The following is a 15,345-nucleotide window of genomic DNA, read 5'->3' as shown; positions in this document are numbered from 1 at the left end:
TACTCACTTCTCAACACAAGTATTCCCTCAAGGGGAGCCACTGCCTTGCAAAGGAAAATCGCGTAGGCGGGTTCCCACGGCAGTCCGCTCAAGTCGGTAAACCCGTCCACGCGGCTGCTTACCCGTTGTAGCAAGTTGCGTCTCACGCCCGCCGTAGGATGCCCGTAGGGCTGTAGGACGAACAGAACTTCAGTACTTTTGGCCTTGGACTGCTCGAAGGAGTTCAATGGTTAAATTTTAAGTAGTAATTCGTTAAAAAACTGACTTATGACTAATGGAGGAGCGAACAACATTAAGCACCACTCTTCCAAAAGACTTACTCCTAGAGCTACCTAACTCTTCGGCTTACCACTCTAGGGGCGTCTACGCTAATGCGTTCGTCATTTGTCACAATAAGAGGACGGTGACATTACTCCAGGAAAATATCGGCAACAAAATCAGCCTCAATTGCAAGCTTTTAATGGCAATGGTTGTAATTTGTGGTGACACACTGCCGTAAAAAGTATCTGGGAAGATTAGACAATGATGGACGAAAATAAACAGGTAAACTATACAAGCCAGCAATTGGGTGAACCAATAGAGGTAAAGCAAGCAATGATGAGCGACTCCCCAGCCCAAATCAACTCCAACGAATCTGGCAGCGAGGTTAGTGAGCAAGTGGCAGCCCAAACTAATGTACCGGGAGATACAGCTACTCTCAATCAAGAAAATGGCGTCGCTGCGACTGAGAAAACAGAAGTAGAAACGGCAGCTTTAACAGGATTGACTCAACAAATTGAAGCTCTCAAAGCACAACTAGAGGAGCGTAGTACTCAATATATGCGGATTGCCGCAGATTTTGAGAATTACCGCAAACGCACAAGTAAAGAAAAAGAAGACCTAGAGGCGCTAGTGAAGCGGAATACGATTACTGAATTGCTGCCAGTGGTCGATAATTTTGAGCGGGCCCGATCGCACCTCAAACCGCAAAGCGATGGCGAGATGACAATTCACAAAAGTTACCAAGGTGTTTATAAACAATTAGTGGATAGCCTTAAGCGCCTCGGTGTGTCACCAATGCGTCCTGAAGGTCAAGAATTTGATCCCAACCTCCACGAAGCAGTAATGCGGGAACCTACGGATGAACATCCTGAAGGAACAGTGTTAGAAGAGTTAGTGCGCGGATATTTCTTAGGCGATCGCGTGCTACGCCATGCAATGGTCAAAGTAGCTGCTCCAAAGGAAGATACACCTCCTATGGAAGAAAATCAGTCGAGTCCAGCCAACAGTTAAGCTGTAGTTGCTCGCCTCGCTGACCATAAGTGCCTTGGTTCTGGCAAGGGCGAGCATCGTAACTGAGGCATAGGAAATGATGAAGAAGATGAGGGAAATCCAGAAGACACTAGAGAGCTTGGGACGTACGGTGACGCACAGAAAAAGACTCTCTGTGTCTTCTATCTCTATTTCCCCATTTTTAAGAAATTTTATCTTTTGCCTTCAGTTCGGAGCGAAAAAAGTTAGTCCGCCACATAATTACAGCATAAAGACTCAGTAAAAATACTGGCAAGTATGGGAAAAGTTATTGGGATCGACTTAGGCACTACTAATAGTTGCGTCGCAGTATTGGAAGGTGGTCAACCACTTGTGATCTCCAATTCTGAGGGTGGACGAACTACTCCTAGTATTGTGGGATTTGGGAAAGGCGGCGATCGCTTGGTCGGTCAACTGGCAAAGCGCCAAGCTGTAACCAATGCCGAAAACACAATCTACAGTATCAAACGATTCATCGGGCGACGTTGGGAAGACACCGAAACAGAGCGCGATCGCGTACCCTACAACTGTGTCAAAGGTCGAGACGATACTGTTGATGTCCAAATTCGCGGACGAAACTACACACCACAAGAGCTATCCGCCATGATCCTCCAGAAGCTCAAACAGGATGCGGAGAACTTCTTAGGTGAATCTGTTACTCAAGCAGTGATCACCGTGCCAGCCTATTTCACAGATGCTCAAAGACAGGCAACTAAAGATGCTGGGACAATTGCCGGACTAGAAGTCCTGCGGATCATCAATGAACCAACTGCCGCCGCTTTAGCTTTTGGGTTGGATAAACAAGAGCAAGAGCAGTTAATTTTAGTATTTGATCTCGGTGGTGGTACCTTCGACGTATCCATTCTTCAACTTGGAGATGGAGTTTTTGAAGTTAAGGCTACTTGTGGCAACAACCACTTAGGTGGAGACGACTTTGATAATGCGATCGTCCGCTGGATGGGTGAACGTTTCCAAGAACAAGAGCAACTCGACCTTTCCCCAGATAAAATGGCCCTGCAACGCCTACGAGAAGCAGCGGAAAAAGCCAAGATTGAACTTTCCAGCATGGCGAGTACTTCCATTAACTTGCCATTTATCACCGCCGATGAAACCGGCCCGAAGCATTTAGAAATGGAACTTAGCCGCTCTAAATTTGAGGAGTTGGCAGGGAATTTAATTGCAGCTACTATCGAACCGATGATCCAAGCGCTCAAAGACGCAGATCTCAAACCACAAGACATAGATCGGATTATTTTGGTAGGTGGTTCCACACGCATTCCCGCAGTCCAAAACGCGCTGATCAAGTTTTTCAATGGCAAAGCTCCTGATCGCTCTGTCAACCCTGACGAAGCTGTAGCACTGGGAGCTGCTATCCAAGCTGGGGTTCTGGGTGGCGAAGTTGATAATCTCCTACTCTTGGATGTCACCCCCCTGTCTTTAGGAATTGAAACTTTGGGTGAAGTGTTCACCAAAATCATTGAACGTAATACTACAATTCCTACGAGTAAGTCACAAGTCTTTTCTACAGCAGTTGACGGGCAAACCTCGGTAGAAATTCACGTCCTTCAAGGTGAACGAGCAATGGCACGGGATAACAAGAGTCTCGGCAAGTTTCTACTGGCAGGAATTCCCCCATCTCCTCGTGGCGTGCCCCAAATTGAAGTCTCTTTTGAAATCGATGTCAACGGTATTCTCAAAGTTTCTGCCCAAGATAAAGGCACAGGTAGAGAGCAGAGTATTCGGATTACCAATACAGGTGGGTTGAGTACTAACGAAGTTGAACGGATGCGGCAAGAAGCTGAATTGTTTGCTGAAGAAGACAAAAGACGTAAAGAATTGGTGGAACTTAAAAACCAAGGTGATAACCTGTTGTTCAGTTATGAATCCACCATAAAGGACAATAGTGACTTAATCGGCGAGCAGATGAAAGCCTTGGCAAGTGAAAAAGTTGCACAACTTCAAACTGCTATGACTGATTCCAGTATTTCTATAGCAGAATTTAAGCAGCGTTTAGAAGATTTTCAACAAACTCTGTTTGCAATTGGTGCCGATGTTTATAACCGCGCTAACAACCAAAGTGATGAGGTTGACGAGGCTCCAGCTAGTCTCTTTCCCTCAGAACCAGACCAACCGATGAACGGCACGTTAATACCACAATTTAATTTTGATTTTGACGAAGAAAATACCGCTCAGGCTGATTACGAAGCGATAGATTAACATAAGCTTCTAACGAAATAATTCTTTATGCCCTAAAATTAACAGTCTAGTTTCCTAGAAGTTCGACAAACCTCTCCCTGCCTTAAACAAAAGTTCAAGTCTGTCCCTCTCAGGCTCGGAGAGGGACAGTTTTGTGTAGTAAAACATCTTAAAGGTCTTTTTACTAGGCTAATTAGGAGAAAGTACATGACCCGTGGAACTAAAGTTAAATTAGGGACTTGGGACTGAAGGAGGCAATAGAGTACAGCTTATGGGGTACAGATTATTCTCTATCACCAGTCACCTCTGCTCTAACCTCAGTACCCATTTATACTCTGACTTGACGAGCTGTTTTTTTAGCAATTGCATTAGTCATCATTGATTTGCAGAGTTTTATATAGACGCTTTAATATATCTAAATATATTGATAATCAACTGAGCGAGGTTTCACAAGACCCCAGTGGTTTGTTAGATTGTAGAAGCGAATTGCCGTCGACTAGATGGTATCCCAGTACAAAGAGAAGTCTGCTCGTCTACTTACGAGAAGTCCGAGGGTCAACTTTTCCTTTCCCCACAGGATTTGCCAAAGCATCGAAACTTCAGGCAACTGTTGGGATTTCGGATGCAATCCAATGGATATGGGGGGTTTTCCACACCTGATAGTGCGGCTAGCTCTTCTAGTTAATGGGCGGGGTTTTCTCTCCTACGTAGCACAATTGTAAAAGAGACAGCCGACTCGGCAGTGATAAGTTTGAGCAAAGTTTGCTTCTGCTCTTAACTTCCCTAGCTTTTGTCGTCTCCTACGAGGAAAGCATCTGTTGCTAAAAATTTGCTGGTAATTTTTGTAAAAGGTAAAAGGTAAAATCAATTATTAATAAAAATTAACTTTCGCCTTCTGCCTTACTGAACTTCTGATGTCTTACGACAAACCCTCCGAGTGACGCTCTTATCCCCACGGGGAAGCAAGCTACGCGCAGTGTACTGCAGGTAATACTAGCTACCACAGCGCCATCACATTTGCCTCGGTCGGGTCTCTTTGCAGCGCTGCCTCACCGCCCTACGGGCGTCTATGGCAAAAGCCGCAGATCAGAGTTCTCTCTGCTTTCTTCCTTCTAACTTTTACCTTTGCTATATGGCCCGCGACTATTATGAAATTCTGGGTGTCTCCCGTGACGCCGACAAAGAAGAACTCAAACAAGCCTACCGCCGCTTAGCCCGAAAGTATCACCCAGACGTGAACAAAGAACCAGGAGCGGAAGAGCGCTTTAAAGAAATTAATCGCGCTTATGAGGTACTCTCAGAATCAGAAACCCGCGCTCGTTATGATCGCTTTGGCCCAGAGGGTGTGTCAAGTGGAGCTGGTGCAGGCTTCCAAGATATTGGCGACATGGGTGGCTTTGCCGATATTTTTGAAAGCATCTTTAGTGGCTTCGCTGGCGGTATGGGTGGTCCAACCCAACAAAGACGACGCAGTGGGCCTGTGCGGGGTGACGATCTGCGGCTAGACCTGAAGTTAGATTTTCGGGAAGCCGTGTTTGGCGGTGAAAAAGAAATTCGGATTTCGCATTTAGAAAATTGTGAAGTATGTAGCGGTTCGGGTGCTAAGCCTGGAACGCGCCCCAGGACTTGTTCGACTTGTGGTGGATCGGGTCAAGTACGTCGTGTCACCAGAACTCCCTTTGGTAGCTTTACCCAAGTCTCAACTTGTCCCACTTGTAATGGAACAGGGATGGTAATTGAAGATAAATGTGATGCGTGTGACGGTAAGGGCGCAAACCAAGTAACGAAAAAGCTCAAAATTACCATTCCTGCTGGTGTGGATAATGGTACACGCTTGCGAATTTCTAATGAAGGAGATGCTGGTCAACGCAGTGGCCCTCCTGGTGATTTGTACGTCTACTTGTTCGTGAACGAGGACGAAGAATTCCAACGAGATGGCATCAATATTCTCTCAGAAATCAAAATTAGCTACCTCCAGGCAATTCTAGGCTGCCGTTTAGAAGTAGATACGGTAGATGGGCCAGTGGAATTGATAATTCCTGCTGGAACTCAGCCAAATACGGTGATGAAGTTGGAAAATCGTGGCGTACCTCGCCTGGGGAATCCCGTAAGTCGGGGCGACCACATGCTGACGGTGTTAATTGATATTCCCAACAAGGTGACTCCAGATGAAAGGGAACTGTTGGAGAAGCTAGCTAAAATTAAGGGAGACCGTACTGGTAAAGGTGGTCTAGAAGGATTTTTGGGAAATTTGTTTAAGTGATGAAACCCTCCTCCCTTTCTATTCCTGATGCTCAACTCGATTTGCGCGGCACTCCTTGCCCAATTAATTTTGTGCGGACAAAACTACGTCTGGAGAAAATGCAGCCAGGAGGTTTGCTAGAAGTCTGGCTAGACCTGGGAGAGCCAATTGAGCAGGTTCCTGATAGTCTGACAATGGCAGGCTATCAGGTTGAACAAATTATAGACTGCACTAGTTATTTTTCTCTATTAGTACGCCGCCCACTTACTGAGCAATGAGAGGGGAAGATATTGCCGCAAATGGACAGTTATGGGGTACGGTGCTAGCCGTGCAGGCTAATTTTTACCAGGTACAGATGGATACAGGAGTGCGAGAGTGGAACAAAGGTACAGAAGAAGAATTCTCTTTGTCCCCCCTTCCTATTGTCCCCCCCTCTCCTTATCCTTTTCTTCTCTGTACTCGTAGAACACGCCTGAAAAAAATCGGACAACAGGTGATGGTGGGCGATCGCGTCGTTGTAGAAGAACCAGATTGGGCTGGAGGACGGGGGGCGATCGCTGAGGTTTTACCCCGCCAAAGCGAATTAGATCGTCCGGCGATCGCTAATGTTAACCAAATTCTGTTGGTTTTTGCTGTTGCCGATCCGCCTTTAGAACCTTATCAATTGAGTCGGTTTTTAATTAAGGCTGAGTCTACTGGCTTAGATGTGCTTTTATGCCTGAATAAAAGTGATTTAATTTCACCGCAGATGCAGCAACAAATCAGCGATCGCTTACTTGGTTGGGGCTATCAACCTTTATTTATTAGTGTCAAAAATAGTATAAATATTGACCAAGCAGCCAGTTATCTGAGCAATAAAATTACTGTAGTTGCTGGGCCTTCTGGCGTTGGGAAATCTAGCCTGATCAATGCGCTGATTTCTTCAGTTAACCTGCGAGTGGGAGAAGTTTCGGGCAAACTAGCTCGTGGTCGCCATACTACCCGCCATATAGAATTATTTACTTTGCCTAGTGGTGGCTTGCTAGCAGATACTCCCGGCTTTAATCAGCCTGATCTGGATTGTACACCAGAAGAATTAGTACATTATTTTCCAGAAGCCAGAAAGCGCTTAGCAGTTGCTAGCTGTCGGTTTAGCGATTGTCTGCATCGAGACGAGCCTGATTGTGCCGTGCGAGGAGACTGGGAGCGGTATCAGCATTATTTAGAATTTGTGACGGAAGCGATCGCCCTTCAAACTCAGCTTCACCAACAAGCCGATCCGGAATCTAACCTCAAGTTAAAAAGCAAAGGCAAAGGGCAAAGTCAATACGAACCCAAGCTGGAAAGTAAAAAATATCGCCGTGTTTCCCGGCGGACTCAACTGCAAGCATTACAAGATTTGTATCAGGACGAGGAGTAAAAGTTTTACTTAATGTAGAGCCATGTAGGCATACCAGACAAATAGCAGTTATCTCTTTTAAAGATTTATCTATTATTTAAGTTATGAGTCAGATCTGCCGACGGCAGTTACATCAGGGAAGAAGCCAACCCTCACAATTCTCAGTGCAACGCAATAGCTCCGTAGCACTGTATTCTGGTATGAAATGGGATAAATTGTGAATAAATCACTAATCATTATAACGATCTCCATAAAGTCTTAAAATATTGTTAATTTCTGCCAAACCTCTCGACCTTCAACTTACAAGTACCACCAAATCATTATGGCTATCGGCTACGTCGCTCTTGTACTCCATGCACACCTGCCCTTCGTTCGTCACCCAGAAAGCGACTATGTGCTTGAGGAAGAATGGCTTTATGAAGCCATCACCGAAACATACATTCCTTTACTGAAAGTATTTGAAGGCTTAAAGCGAGACGGCATCGACTTTAAAATCACGATGAGCATGACACCACCTTTAGTGTCAATGCTTCGTGACCCTTTGTTGCAAGAACGCTATGACGCACATTTAGCTCAACTCGAAGAACTGATAGAACTGGAGGCCGAGCGGAATACTCACAACGGACATATTCGTTATTTAGCCGAACATTACGCTACCGAGTTTAATGAAGCGCGTCAGTTATGGGAACGCTACAACGGGGATTTGGTAACAGCTTTTAAACAGTTCCAAGACACTAATAATTTAGAAATTATCACTTGCGGTGCTACCCACGGCTATTTGCCGCTGATGAAAATGTATCCGCAAGCTGTTTGGGCGCAAATTCAAGTAGCGTGCGAACACTATGAGCAAACCTTTGGACAAGCACCCAGAGGTATTTGGTTGCCTGAATGCGCCTACTATGAAGGTGTAGAGCGGATGCTAGCAGATGCCGGATTGCGCTACTTCCTCACCGATGGGCATGGCATTCTTTACGCCCGTCCTCGTCCGCGTTTTGGTACTTATGCCCCAATTTTTACAGAGACCGGTGTTGCAGCCTTTGGTCGAGATCATGAATCTTCTCAGCAGGTATGGTCTTCTGAAGTAGGCTATCCAGGTGCCGCAGAATATCGGGAATTTTACAAAGATTTGGGCTGGGAAGCAGAATATGAGTACATCAAGCCCTATATCATGCCCAACGGACAGCGTAAAAACACTGGTATTAAGTATCACAAAATTACTGGACGTGGCTTAGGACTTGCAGATAAAGCACTCTACGATCCTTATTGGGCAAGGGAAAAGGCAGCAGAACATGCCGATAACTTTATGTATAACCGAGAGCGGCAATCTGAGCATCTTTATGGTATAATGCAGCGCCCGCCAGTGATTGTTTCGCCCTACGATGCAGAGTTATTCGGACATTGGTGGTATGAAGGGCCTTGGTTTATAGATTACCTGTTCCGTAAGTCATGGTATGACCAAAAAACCTATGCAATGACCCATTTGGCAGACTATTTACGAGCAGAACCAACTCAGCAAGTCTGCCGTCCTTCCCAATCAAGCTGGGGTTTTAAGGGATTTCATGAGTATTGGTTGAACGAAACAAATGCGTGGATTTACCCCCATTTGCATAAGGCCGCAGAACGCATGATTGAAATTTCGCACTTGGAACCGGAAGATGAATTGGGGTGGAAAGCACTGAATCAAGCAGCGCGGGAACTTTTATTGGCACAATCTTCCGACTGGGCGTTTATTATGCGGACGGGAACGATGGTACCTTATGCAGTCAGACGGACGCGATCGCACCTGATGCGGTTCAATAAACTCTATGAAGACGTTAAAATTGGCAAAATCGACAGCGGTTGGCTGGAAAAAGTCGAGTTAATGGACAATATCTTCCCTGAAATTAACTACCGCGTCTACCGTCCATTGTCGTAGTATCGCTTGTAGACGCCATAGACATGACGCCAGTTGCTTAGCGTAGGTGGGCATTGCCCACCTTATATTAGAAGTGAGGAGTATCTATTTGACCAACAACAGAGCAAGCCTTAGCCTGTGTAGGGTTTGTCAAATGTTGTCAAATCTCTACAAAGACATACGCTTATTTCGATTTGACGACAAAACCAGACAGGTTTACATCTTAGCTGGAGATAATCTCCAAATCATCGTATTAAGTAATGGGATCTGAGATTTTATCAATGAACCAGAATTATGAGCAAATGAGTTTTACAGAGTTGAGAGCTTATGTCATTGAAAACCGCGAAGACATGGAAGCTCTACGTTTTCTAATGAGCAAACGTGATCCCAATTCCAAAGGTTATCCTATGCCTATGACAGAAGCCGATATGCAGGCACAGATGGAAATCATCAGGCGTAAGATTAATGGAGAGCTTTAGTTAGGATTGTTGCTCAGTAAATGCAGGTGAGCGATCGCTATAGTTTATATTTATGCCAGTATATTGGCTTAACCTTTTCAAATGATGCAAAATGCCAGTTAAGTTCTTGGCTTATAAGGGTAGCTTGACGGTGAAAGTAGCTCCTTGTCCAACGCCTGGACTAGTGGCTTGAATAGTGCCGCCATGTAATTCTACTAAATGACGGGCGATCGCTAAACCTAGTCCTAAACCACCTTGTTTGTGAGTAGAATTTCCCTGATGATAGCGTTCAAAAACATAGGGTAGTAACTCTGCGCTGATGCCGATACCTGTATCAGTTACTTGGATGATTGCTGAGTTGGAGTTTGATTCAGAACAAGCTGATAACTGCACTTCTACCCGTCCTTCTGGCGGAGTAAACTTAACGGCATTCGAGAGTATATTTCCCAGAACTTGCAGTAAACGGTTGATATCGCCGGAAATTGCTGGAATTGACCTGTCAAGTATGGACTCTAAACGAATATTCTTAGCATTTGCGGATGGGTAAACAGTTTTGATCGCTACTCCGATAATTGCCCCCAGATTGACTTGGCTGATCTCAAGCTGTAGCTTACCCCGGATGATGCGAGACATATCCAGCAGGTCTTCCAAAAGTTTTGCTTGAGATTTGGCATTGCTTTCGATGGTTTCGAGAGCGCGGGTCATATTCTCTGGATCAAGTTGCCGAGTCCGCAGTAGTTTTGCCCAGCCAAGAATGGCATTGAGTGGCGATCGCAGATCATGGGATACCATTGCAACAAACTCATCTTTAGTGCGATTAGCAGCCTCAGCTTCAGCGCGGGCGGTTTGCTCAAGTTGCAAAAGTACATGACGTTCAGCTTCTAACTGCTTGCGATCATCTATATCTGTACTTGTACCAAACCATTTCATGACACGTCCTTGCTCATTCTTGATCGGCAAACCTCTGGTTAAATGCCAGCGATATATGCCGTCAAACCTTCGATAACGCATTTCATGTTCGTAAAGTTCTCCTGTCTGCACAGATTCTACCCATGTCTGGATAGCTGGTTGAATATCCTCTGGATGTAAAACTTTTGTCCAACCAAACCCCAACGCTTCCTTAATTGGTTGTCCAGTAAATTCACACCATCGTTGATTGACATGCTCGTATTCACCGCTAGGATTGCAAATCCAGACGAGTTGTGGCATGGCATCAGATAAGTAGCGGTAGCGTTCCTCGCTTTGGCGCAAGGCGACTTCCGCATGTTTGCGATCACTAATATCCGTTGTACTGCCAACTGCCCTTACTGGTTGCCCATTAGCATCTCGTTTAATTATTCCTTGATCCAGCACATACCGATATTGCTGATCTTTGTGACACATTCTATATTCAACAACATAGTGGTTTTGATTGGCAGACATAGCCCGGAAGTATTTACCCAAGAGCTTTCTATCTTCAGGATGGATCTGCTCTCTCCACCATTGAGGAGTTGCTTGTGTCTCTTCCAAGGAGTAGCCCAAAATTCGACTTAGTCCCTCAGTTCTGTCAACCGTATTTTTTTCAACATCCCAGTCATAAATTAAACAATTAACCGCTGCTGCTGCCAATTGGAAACGCTCGTTGCTTAAGCGTAGCTGTTCCTCCATCTGCCTGCGTTCTGTGATATCAAAGGTTGTCCCAACTATCTGGTGAGATGAACCGTCAGTATTTCTGGTGAATACAGTATCTCGACTACAAAACCAGCGCCATTCCCCATTAGCGTGTCGCATCCGATACTCATTTTCGAGAATGTCACCATCCTTAGCTGAATCAAATCGTTTGAACGCGGCAAGGAATCGAGCTAAATCATCAGGATGCATTAAATTAGCAAGGAACTCTGTTCCCATATCTTGGATTTGTTGAGGAGTATAACCAAGCAGTTTAATAACCTGACCATTGAGGTAGATATTCCGCGCTTCTAGCAGGTCGTAAACGTACAAAATCCCCGGAGTTGTTTCGGCAATGCGTTCGATGAAATGTTGGCTCTCCTGCAATCGTTCCTCTGCTTGCTTTTTTTGAGTCACATCTCGCCAGGAAGCAACAAAGCCATCTTCCATTTTGGTGATGCGAATATCAACGGCTTTGGTTAACTGCTGCTTGCTATTACAGGATGTATAGGTCAGTGATTCTTTTGTTAAAGGCTGGCCTGTTTCCACAACTCGGCAACACTCATTAAACAAGCCACTTTCTCGAAGGCTAGGTAGGATTGTGCATAGCCTTTTGCTTTGCTGTTCCTCCTGACTCATTCGATTAAATTCACAAGCAGCAGCATTCACATAATCAACCTGAAAATCTACTATTTCACCCGTTTCATTCCGAATGGCTGAGTAAATGCCAAAACAGTCCAGCATATTCTCAACCGAAGTACGGAAACGCTCCTCGCTGCATAGCAGTTCTTGACGTAGCTGAGCATTTTTGATTGCCGAGTGCATAGTAGAGCGCAAACGTTCCGCCGTCGTCTGTCCCTTAACTAAATAGTCTTGAACACCACTTTTCATCGCCTGGACAGCCACAGCTTCGTTGCCATACCCCGTTAACATGATTACAGCAGGCATGGCTCCATGTGTCTGCTGTTTTAATTCCGCCATAAATTCCAGCCCGTCCAAGTCTGGCAGCAAAAAGTCTAATAAGATGCCATCAGGCTGAAACTGCCGACATAATACCAAGGCTCCTTCTCCCGATTCTTCTTCGAGGATTGTGTAGCTGTGTTCTTGGTCTTGCAGCAGATAGCGGCGATAAGCCTGGCGGTCTTCAGGGGAATCATCGATGATTAAAACGGTTAGCGGTTGTGCCATGACTACTTGCTAGCAGCATTAGGAAGAATCGCAATATCCAACCAATAAGTAATGAAGCTTTGAATCGTTTGTACTAGTCTGTTGATATCAATTGGTTTCAAAATATAACTAGCAACGCAGTAGCGATAACATATTTCAATATCTCTGGGGTTAGAAGAAGTAGTAAATACAACCACAGGAATAATTCTCAAGTCTTGGTCTTGCTTGATTTGCTCTAAGACTTCTCGCCCATCGGTTCCCGGTAAATTCAGGTCGAGCAAAATAATTGACGGACAAGGGAATTTTTGAGCATCGCTATAGGGGCCCTTGTGGTAAAGGAAATCCAATGCCTCATCGCCATCGGTACAGCGAAAGACAGGATTGGTCACGGCTTGTCGGCGCATAACTCGACGCAGAGCTTCAAAGTCTTCGTCGCTGTCTTCAATCACTAACAAAGGTTGGGCGGTTTTGCAAATCATGGGTTCAGTCCACTTCCTGCAATGTGAAATAGAAGGTACTACCTTGGCCATAGGTTGACTCCACCCAGATTTTACCGCTATGTCGTTCCACAATTTTTTTTGCAATAGTCAGCCCCGCCCCAGTACCTCCGCCATATTTGTTTGGCCCGTGCAGTCGTTTGAAGATACGGAAAATTGCATCAAAGTGTTTTTCTCGAATACCAATGCCGTTATCTCGCACGTAGAAGATGACTGGTGCTGTGGGATGGTCAATATAACCAATTTCAATCCATTTTTCGGCTTTGTCGTTGTACTTAATGGCGTTGGCAATCAGATTGTTGAAAACTTCACCCACTTGGACGCGATCGCAATACACTGATGGTAGCGGTCTAGGAATACAGATTTTTACCTGCATTTGCTCAATGCGGGCGCTCAACAAGTCTAAACTTCGACGTACAACACTATTAATATCGGTTTGCTGCATGGAAAGATCTACCCTTCCCAAGCGGGAAAAATGCAGCAGCGAATCGATTAAATCCTCCATCCGCTGGGTGAGGCGAATTAAAGTTCTTAACTTGTCCCTTCCCTCGTCGTTGAGAATTTCGCCGTAGTCTTCAATTAGAAAATTAGAATAATTGTGAATTCCCCGTAGGGGTTCTTTCAAATCATGAGAAGCAATATAAGCAAAAGCATCCAATTCGTTGTTACTACGTTCTAGTTCGATATTCAACTGCGTTAATTCATCTGCCTTCCGCAGCACTACGCCAATAATTGCACTTCTTAACTCCAGTGCTGCATTCACCTCACAAGATTTCCAGGGAAGAGATTTTAACCTGACTGTTTCTTTCCATAATTCAAAAGACTTGCGGGGTGATAAACGCAAATCTCCATTTGTTTTCACTTCTAAAGCTTTACTCGGATCGCCTCCCCAATTTACAGTTTGCACCACCTCTCGGCGAAACCACAAAACATAGTTTTTTTGAGTTTTGGAAAAAGAAAACGCCATTAAACCACTAGCTACATCCTGAAATGTTTCTGCCTTTGGATAAACTTGTGATAAGGCATCGGTATATAAAATTTCCTCTTGCAAATTTTGATAAATCCATTCCACCAAATGTTTAATATCCGGTTTTTCTGGAGTACTACCAACAGTAAAATATTCCCCTTCAAAAGATACTGCCGCTCCTTGGGCATTCACAAGATTAAGTAAATTTGGTTGATAGTTAATCAAACCCTGAATAAAGTTTGTTTCTGCCGACATATATTCCACTAACTTGCTATGGACAGATTTCAACTGGATTTTATATTCAGAATCTTCACTATCCTCTTTAGCACCCAGTTCTAAAGATGTCATTTGCCCCAAAAATTCACAGGCATTACGAATTTCATAGGGAAGAAATTTAGGTGATTGGTGATGGCAAGCAATCAGTCCCCAAAGTTTTTTGTTTTTCATGATGGAAATTGACATTGATGCGGTTACGCCCATATTGTGCAAATACTCAATGTGGCAAGGCGAAACACTCCGCAACACCGACCTGCTTAAATTCAAAGGCTGCTCAGTCAAAGGATTATTTGCAGGTATAATTGCCGCTGGTTCGTAGTTAGCATCTGGTATCAGCCTCAACCAGTTTTGGCTGAAGAGTTCTCTTGCTTGTGGAGGAATATCTAAAGCTGGGTAATGTAAACCCAAATAGGAAGTGAGATATTCTGGCTTATCGTCAGCAATAACTATGCCATTAGAATTATCATCAAATCGATAGACCATTACCCGATCAAAGCCAGTAATTTTTTTTACTTCTTTGACAAGAACTTGGCTAATTTCTGTGACAGATGATGCAACCTGCAATTTAGATATAGCTTGTTTAACTAAGTGATAAAATTTAAAGAATGCGTTACTTTTTTCTAAAAGTGCAGGCTCTAACTCTAGAATCAAAACTTGATCAATGCGATGAATAATACCATCAAAGTGTGTAGACTTATCTCCTGATTTGATTGTAAATTCAAGAGGGTTGGCAAATTGCAAATCTTCTTGTAATAAACAATCTTGCAAAAAATGGATTTGCTCAGGTTCAAGTAATTTACTTAAAGGTTGATTTAGCAATTCTTCTGGACTTATACTCAAAAAATGGGATATATTATTGCTACTTTGCAGGATAGTTAACTCTGGCTCTTTTAATGCTAAAAGGACTCCATGAGGTTGAATCGAACCCGGAATATGAATTGGCTCTAAGTCATAGTTTTTGATGTCAACTTGGAAAGGAATGATAATATCTTTAGCGTTCACGTCTTAGTACCTATGATTACAAGTATGTCTTGATTAGATATGGTTTCTGATTTAGTTAGGAAATTTTAGGTTTGATATATCTATGGAAATACGCCTAAAGTTAGATGTAATTAGATTTAAATAAAATTTTCTCATTAGTCTGCTTTTTTTCAAAGAGAAATTTATAAATATCAATGAATATAAATATACACAAAATTCAAAATAGGAATGAATTACAAATGCTAGCAAGCAATTAGCTGCAAATAGGATTACGGCTAGATAGATTGAGTGATTCGCTAGGTAAAATTGGCGCGATCGCAGTAAAATTGCCAATGGTATGTTACTTGAGAAA

At 44.0% G+C, this 15,345-nt stretch carries 12 protein-coding genes and 1 pseudogene; 9 read left to right on the top strand and 4 right to left on the bottom strand.

Features of this window, described 5'->3' with window-relative positions; all coding sequences use genetic code 11:
* Positions 1-274 precede the first annotated feature (274 nt).
* The 9 genes from HCR01_RS11715 (at position 275) to HCR01_RS11680 (ending at position 9,479) form a co-directional block, all read left to right on the top strand.
* The gene (locus tag HCR01_RS11715) at positions 275-499 is read left to right on the top strand and encodes a hypothetical protein (protein ID WP_193196357.1); all 225 of its coding nucleotides are present in this window, start codon (positions 275-277) and stop codon (positions 497-499) included.
* Positions 500-522: 23 nt separating this feature from the next.
* Positions 523-1,272 (top strand): nucleotide exchange factor GrpE, encoded by a 750-nt coding sequence (gene grpE / locus HCR01_RS11710; protein WP_162395414.1) that lies wholly within the window; start codon positions 523-525, stop codon positions 1,270-1,272.
* 276 nt (positions 1,273-1,548) lie between these two features.
* A complete protein-coding gene (gene dnaK / locus HCR01_RS11705; protein WP_193196356.1) occupies positions 1,549-3,507 on the top strand; it encodes a molecular chaperone DnaK in 1,959 nt (652 codons plus the stop codon).
* 1,111 nt (positions 3,508-4,618) lie between these two features.
* Positions 4,619-5,749, top strand: a complete 1,131-nt coding sequence (gene dnaJ, locus HCR01_RS11700; protein WP_162395417.1) for a molecular chaperone DnaJ — start codon at positions 4,619-4,621, stop codon at positions 5,747-5,749.
* Positions 5,749-6,006 carry a sulfurtransferase TusA family protein gene (locus HCR01_RS11695; RefSeq protein WP_193196355.1) on the top strand — a complete coding sequence of 86 codons (258 nt, stop codon included), beginning with the start codon at positions 5,749-5,751 and terminating at the stop codon, positions 6,004-6,006. Before dnaJ ends, HCR01_RS11695 begins: the two co-directional genes overlap by 1 nt.
* Complete coding sequence (rsgA, locus tag HCR01_RS11690; RefSeq protein ID WP_193196354.1) at positions 6,003-7,127, top strand: small ribosomal subunit biogenesis GTPase RsgA; 1,125 nt, start codon at positions 6,003-6,005, stop codon at positions 7,125-7,127. Before HCR01_RS11695 ends, rsgA begins: the two co-directional genes overlap by 4 nt.
* Before the next feature lie 301 nt (positions 7,128-7,428).
* Positions 7,429-9,021, top strand: coding sequence for a glycoside hydrolase family 57 protein (locus tag HCR01_RS11685; RefSeq protein WP_193196353.1), 1,593 nt, complete (start codon positions 7,429-7,431; stop codon positions 9,019-9,021).
* Positions 9,022-9,154: 133 nt separating this feature from the next.
* Positions 9,155-9,271 carry a DUF6888 family protein gene (locus tag HCR01_RS40750; RefSeq protein WP_413773941.1) on the top strand — a complete coding sequence of 39 codons (117 nt, stop codon included), beginning with the start codon at positions 9,155-9,157 and terminating at the stop codon, positions 9,269-9,271.
* Complete coding sequence (locus HCR01_RS11680) at positions 9,261-9,479, top strand: DUF6887 family protein (protein WP_226889273.1); 219 nt, start codon at positions 9,261-9,263, stop codon at positions 9,477-9,479. The genes HCR01_RS40750 and HCR01_RS11680 overlap by 11 nt, the downstream gene beginning before the upstream one ends.
* A gap of 111 nt (positions 9,480-9,590) precedes the next feature.
* On the opposite strand, the gene HCR01_RS11675 is transcribed toward HCR01_RS11680, so the two are convergent.
* From HCR01_RS11675 to HCR01_RS11665, 4 genes and pseudogenes are all read right to left on the bottom strand, one after another.
* Positions 9,591-11,555 carry a PAS domain-containing protein gene (locus tag HCR01_RS11675; protein WP_413773940.1) on the bottom strand — a complete coding sequence of 655 codons (1,965 nt, stop codon included), beginning with the start codon at positions 11,553-11,555 and terminating at the stop codon, positions 9,591-9,593.
* A gap of 408 nt (positions 11,556-11,963) precedes the next feature.
* A pseudogene (locus HCR01_RS40745) lies at positions 11,964-12,293 on the bottom strand (response regulator); the annotation flags it as partial.
* Positions 12,294-12,295: 2 nt separating this feature from the next.
* The gene (locus HCR01_RS11670) at positions 12,296-12,751 is read right to left on the bottom strand and encodes a response regulator (RefSeq protein ID WP_193196351.1); all 456 of its coding nucleotides are present in this window, start codon (positions 12,749-12,751) and stop codon (positions 12,296-12,298) included.
* A 4-nt stretch (positions 12,752-12,755) separates the two neighbouring features.
* The gene (locus HCR01_RS11665; protein WP_193196350.1) at positions 12,756-15,014 is read right to left on the bottom strand and encodes an ATP-binding protein; all 2,259 of its coding nucleotides are present in this window, start codon (positions 15,012-15,014) and stop codon (positions 12,756-12,758) included.
* Positions 15,015-15,345 lie beyond the last annotated feature (331 nt).

The sequence above is a fragment of the Nostoc sp. MG11 genome, from assembly GCF_014904695.1.
Lineage (GTDB): Bacteria > Cyanobacteriota > Cyanobacteriia > Cyanobacteriales > Nostocaceae > Komarekiella.
This window is presented reverse-complemented; position numbering and strand designations above follow the sequence as displayed.

What these genes read in the sequence shown, in the direction of transcription:
- HCR01_RS11715 (WP_193196357.1), top strand. Translation starts at nt 275, where the DNA reads ATGGAGGAGCGAACAACATTAAGCACCACTCTTCCAAAAGACTTACTC.
- grpE (WP_162395414.1), top strand. Translation starts at nt 523, where the DNA reads ATGATGGACGAAAATAAACAGGTAAACTATACAAGCCAGCAATTGGGT.
- dnaK (WP_193196356.1), top strand. Translation starts at nt 1,549, where the DNA reads ATGGGAAAAGTTATTGGGATCGACTTAGGCACTACTAATAGTTGCGTC.
- dnaJ (WP_162395417.1), top strand. Translation starts at nt 4,619, where the DNA reads ATGGCCCGCGACTATTATGAAATTCTGGGTGTCTCCCGTGACGCCGAC.
- HCR01_RS11695 (WP_193196355.1), top strand. Translation starts at nt 5,749, where the DNA reads ATGAAACCCTCCTCCCTTTCTATTCCTGATGCTCAACTCGATTTGCGC.
- rsgA (WP_193196354.1), top strand. Translation starts at nt 6,003, where the DNA reads ATGAGAGGGGAAGATATTGCCGCAAATGGACAGTTATGGGGTACGGTG.
- HCR01_RS11685 (WP_193196353.1), top strand. Translation starts at nt 7,429, where the DNA reads ATGGCTATCGGCTACGTCGCTCTTGTACTCCATGCACACCTGCCCTTC.
- HCR01_RS40750 (WP_413773941.1), top strand. Translation starts at nt 9,155, where the DNA reads ATGTTGTCAAATCTCTACAAAGACATACGCTTATTTCGATTTGACGAC.
- HCR01_RS11680 (WP_226889273.1), top strand. Translation starts at nt 9,261, where the DNA reads ATGGGATCTGAGATTTTATCAATGAACCAGAATTATGAGCAAATGAGT.
- HCR01_RS11675 (WP_413773940.1), bottom strand. Translation starts at nt 11,555, where the DNA reads ATGGAAGATGGCTTTGTTGCTTCCTGGCGAGATGTGACTCAAAAAAAG.
- HCR01_RS11670 (WP_193196351.1), bottom strand. Translation starts at nt 12,751, where the DNA reads ATGATTTGCAAAACCGCCCAACCTTTGTTAGTGATTGAAGACAGCGAC.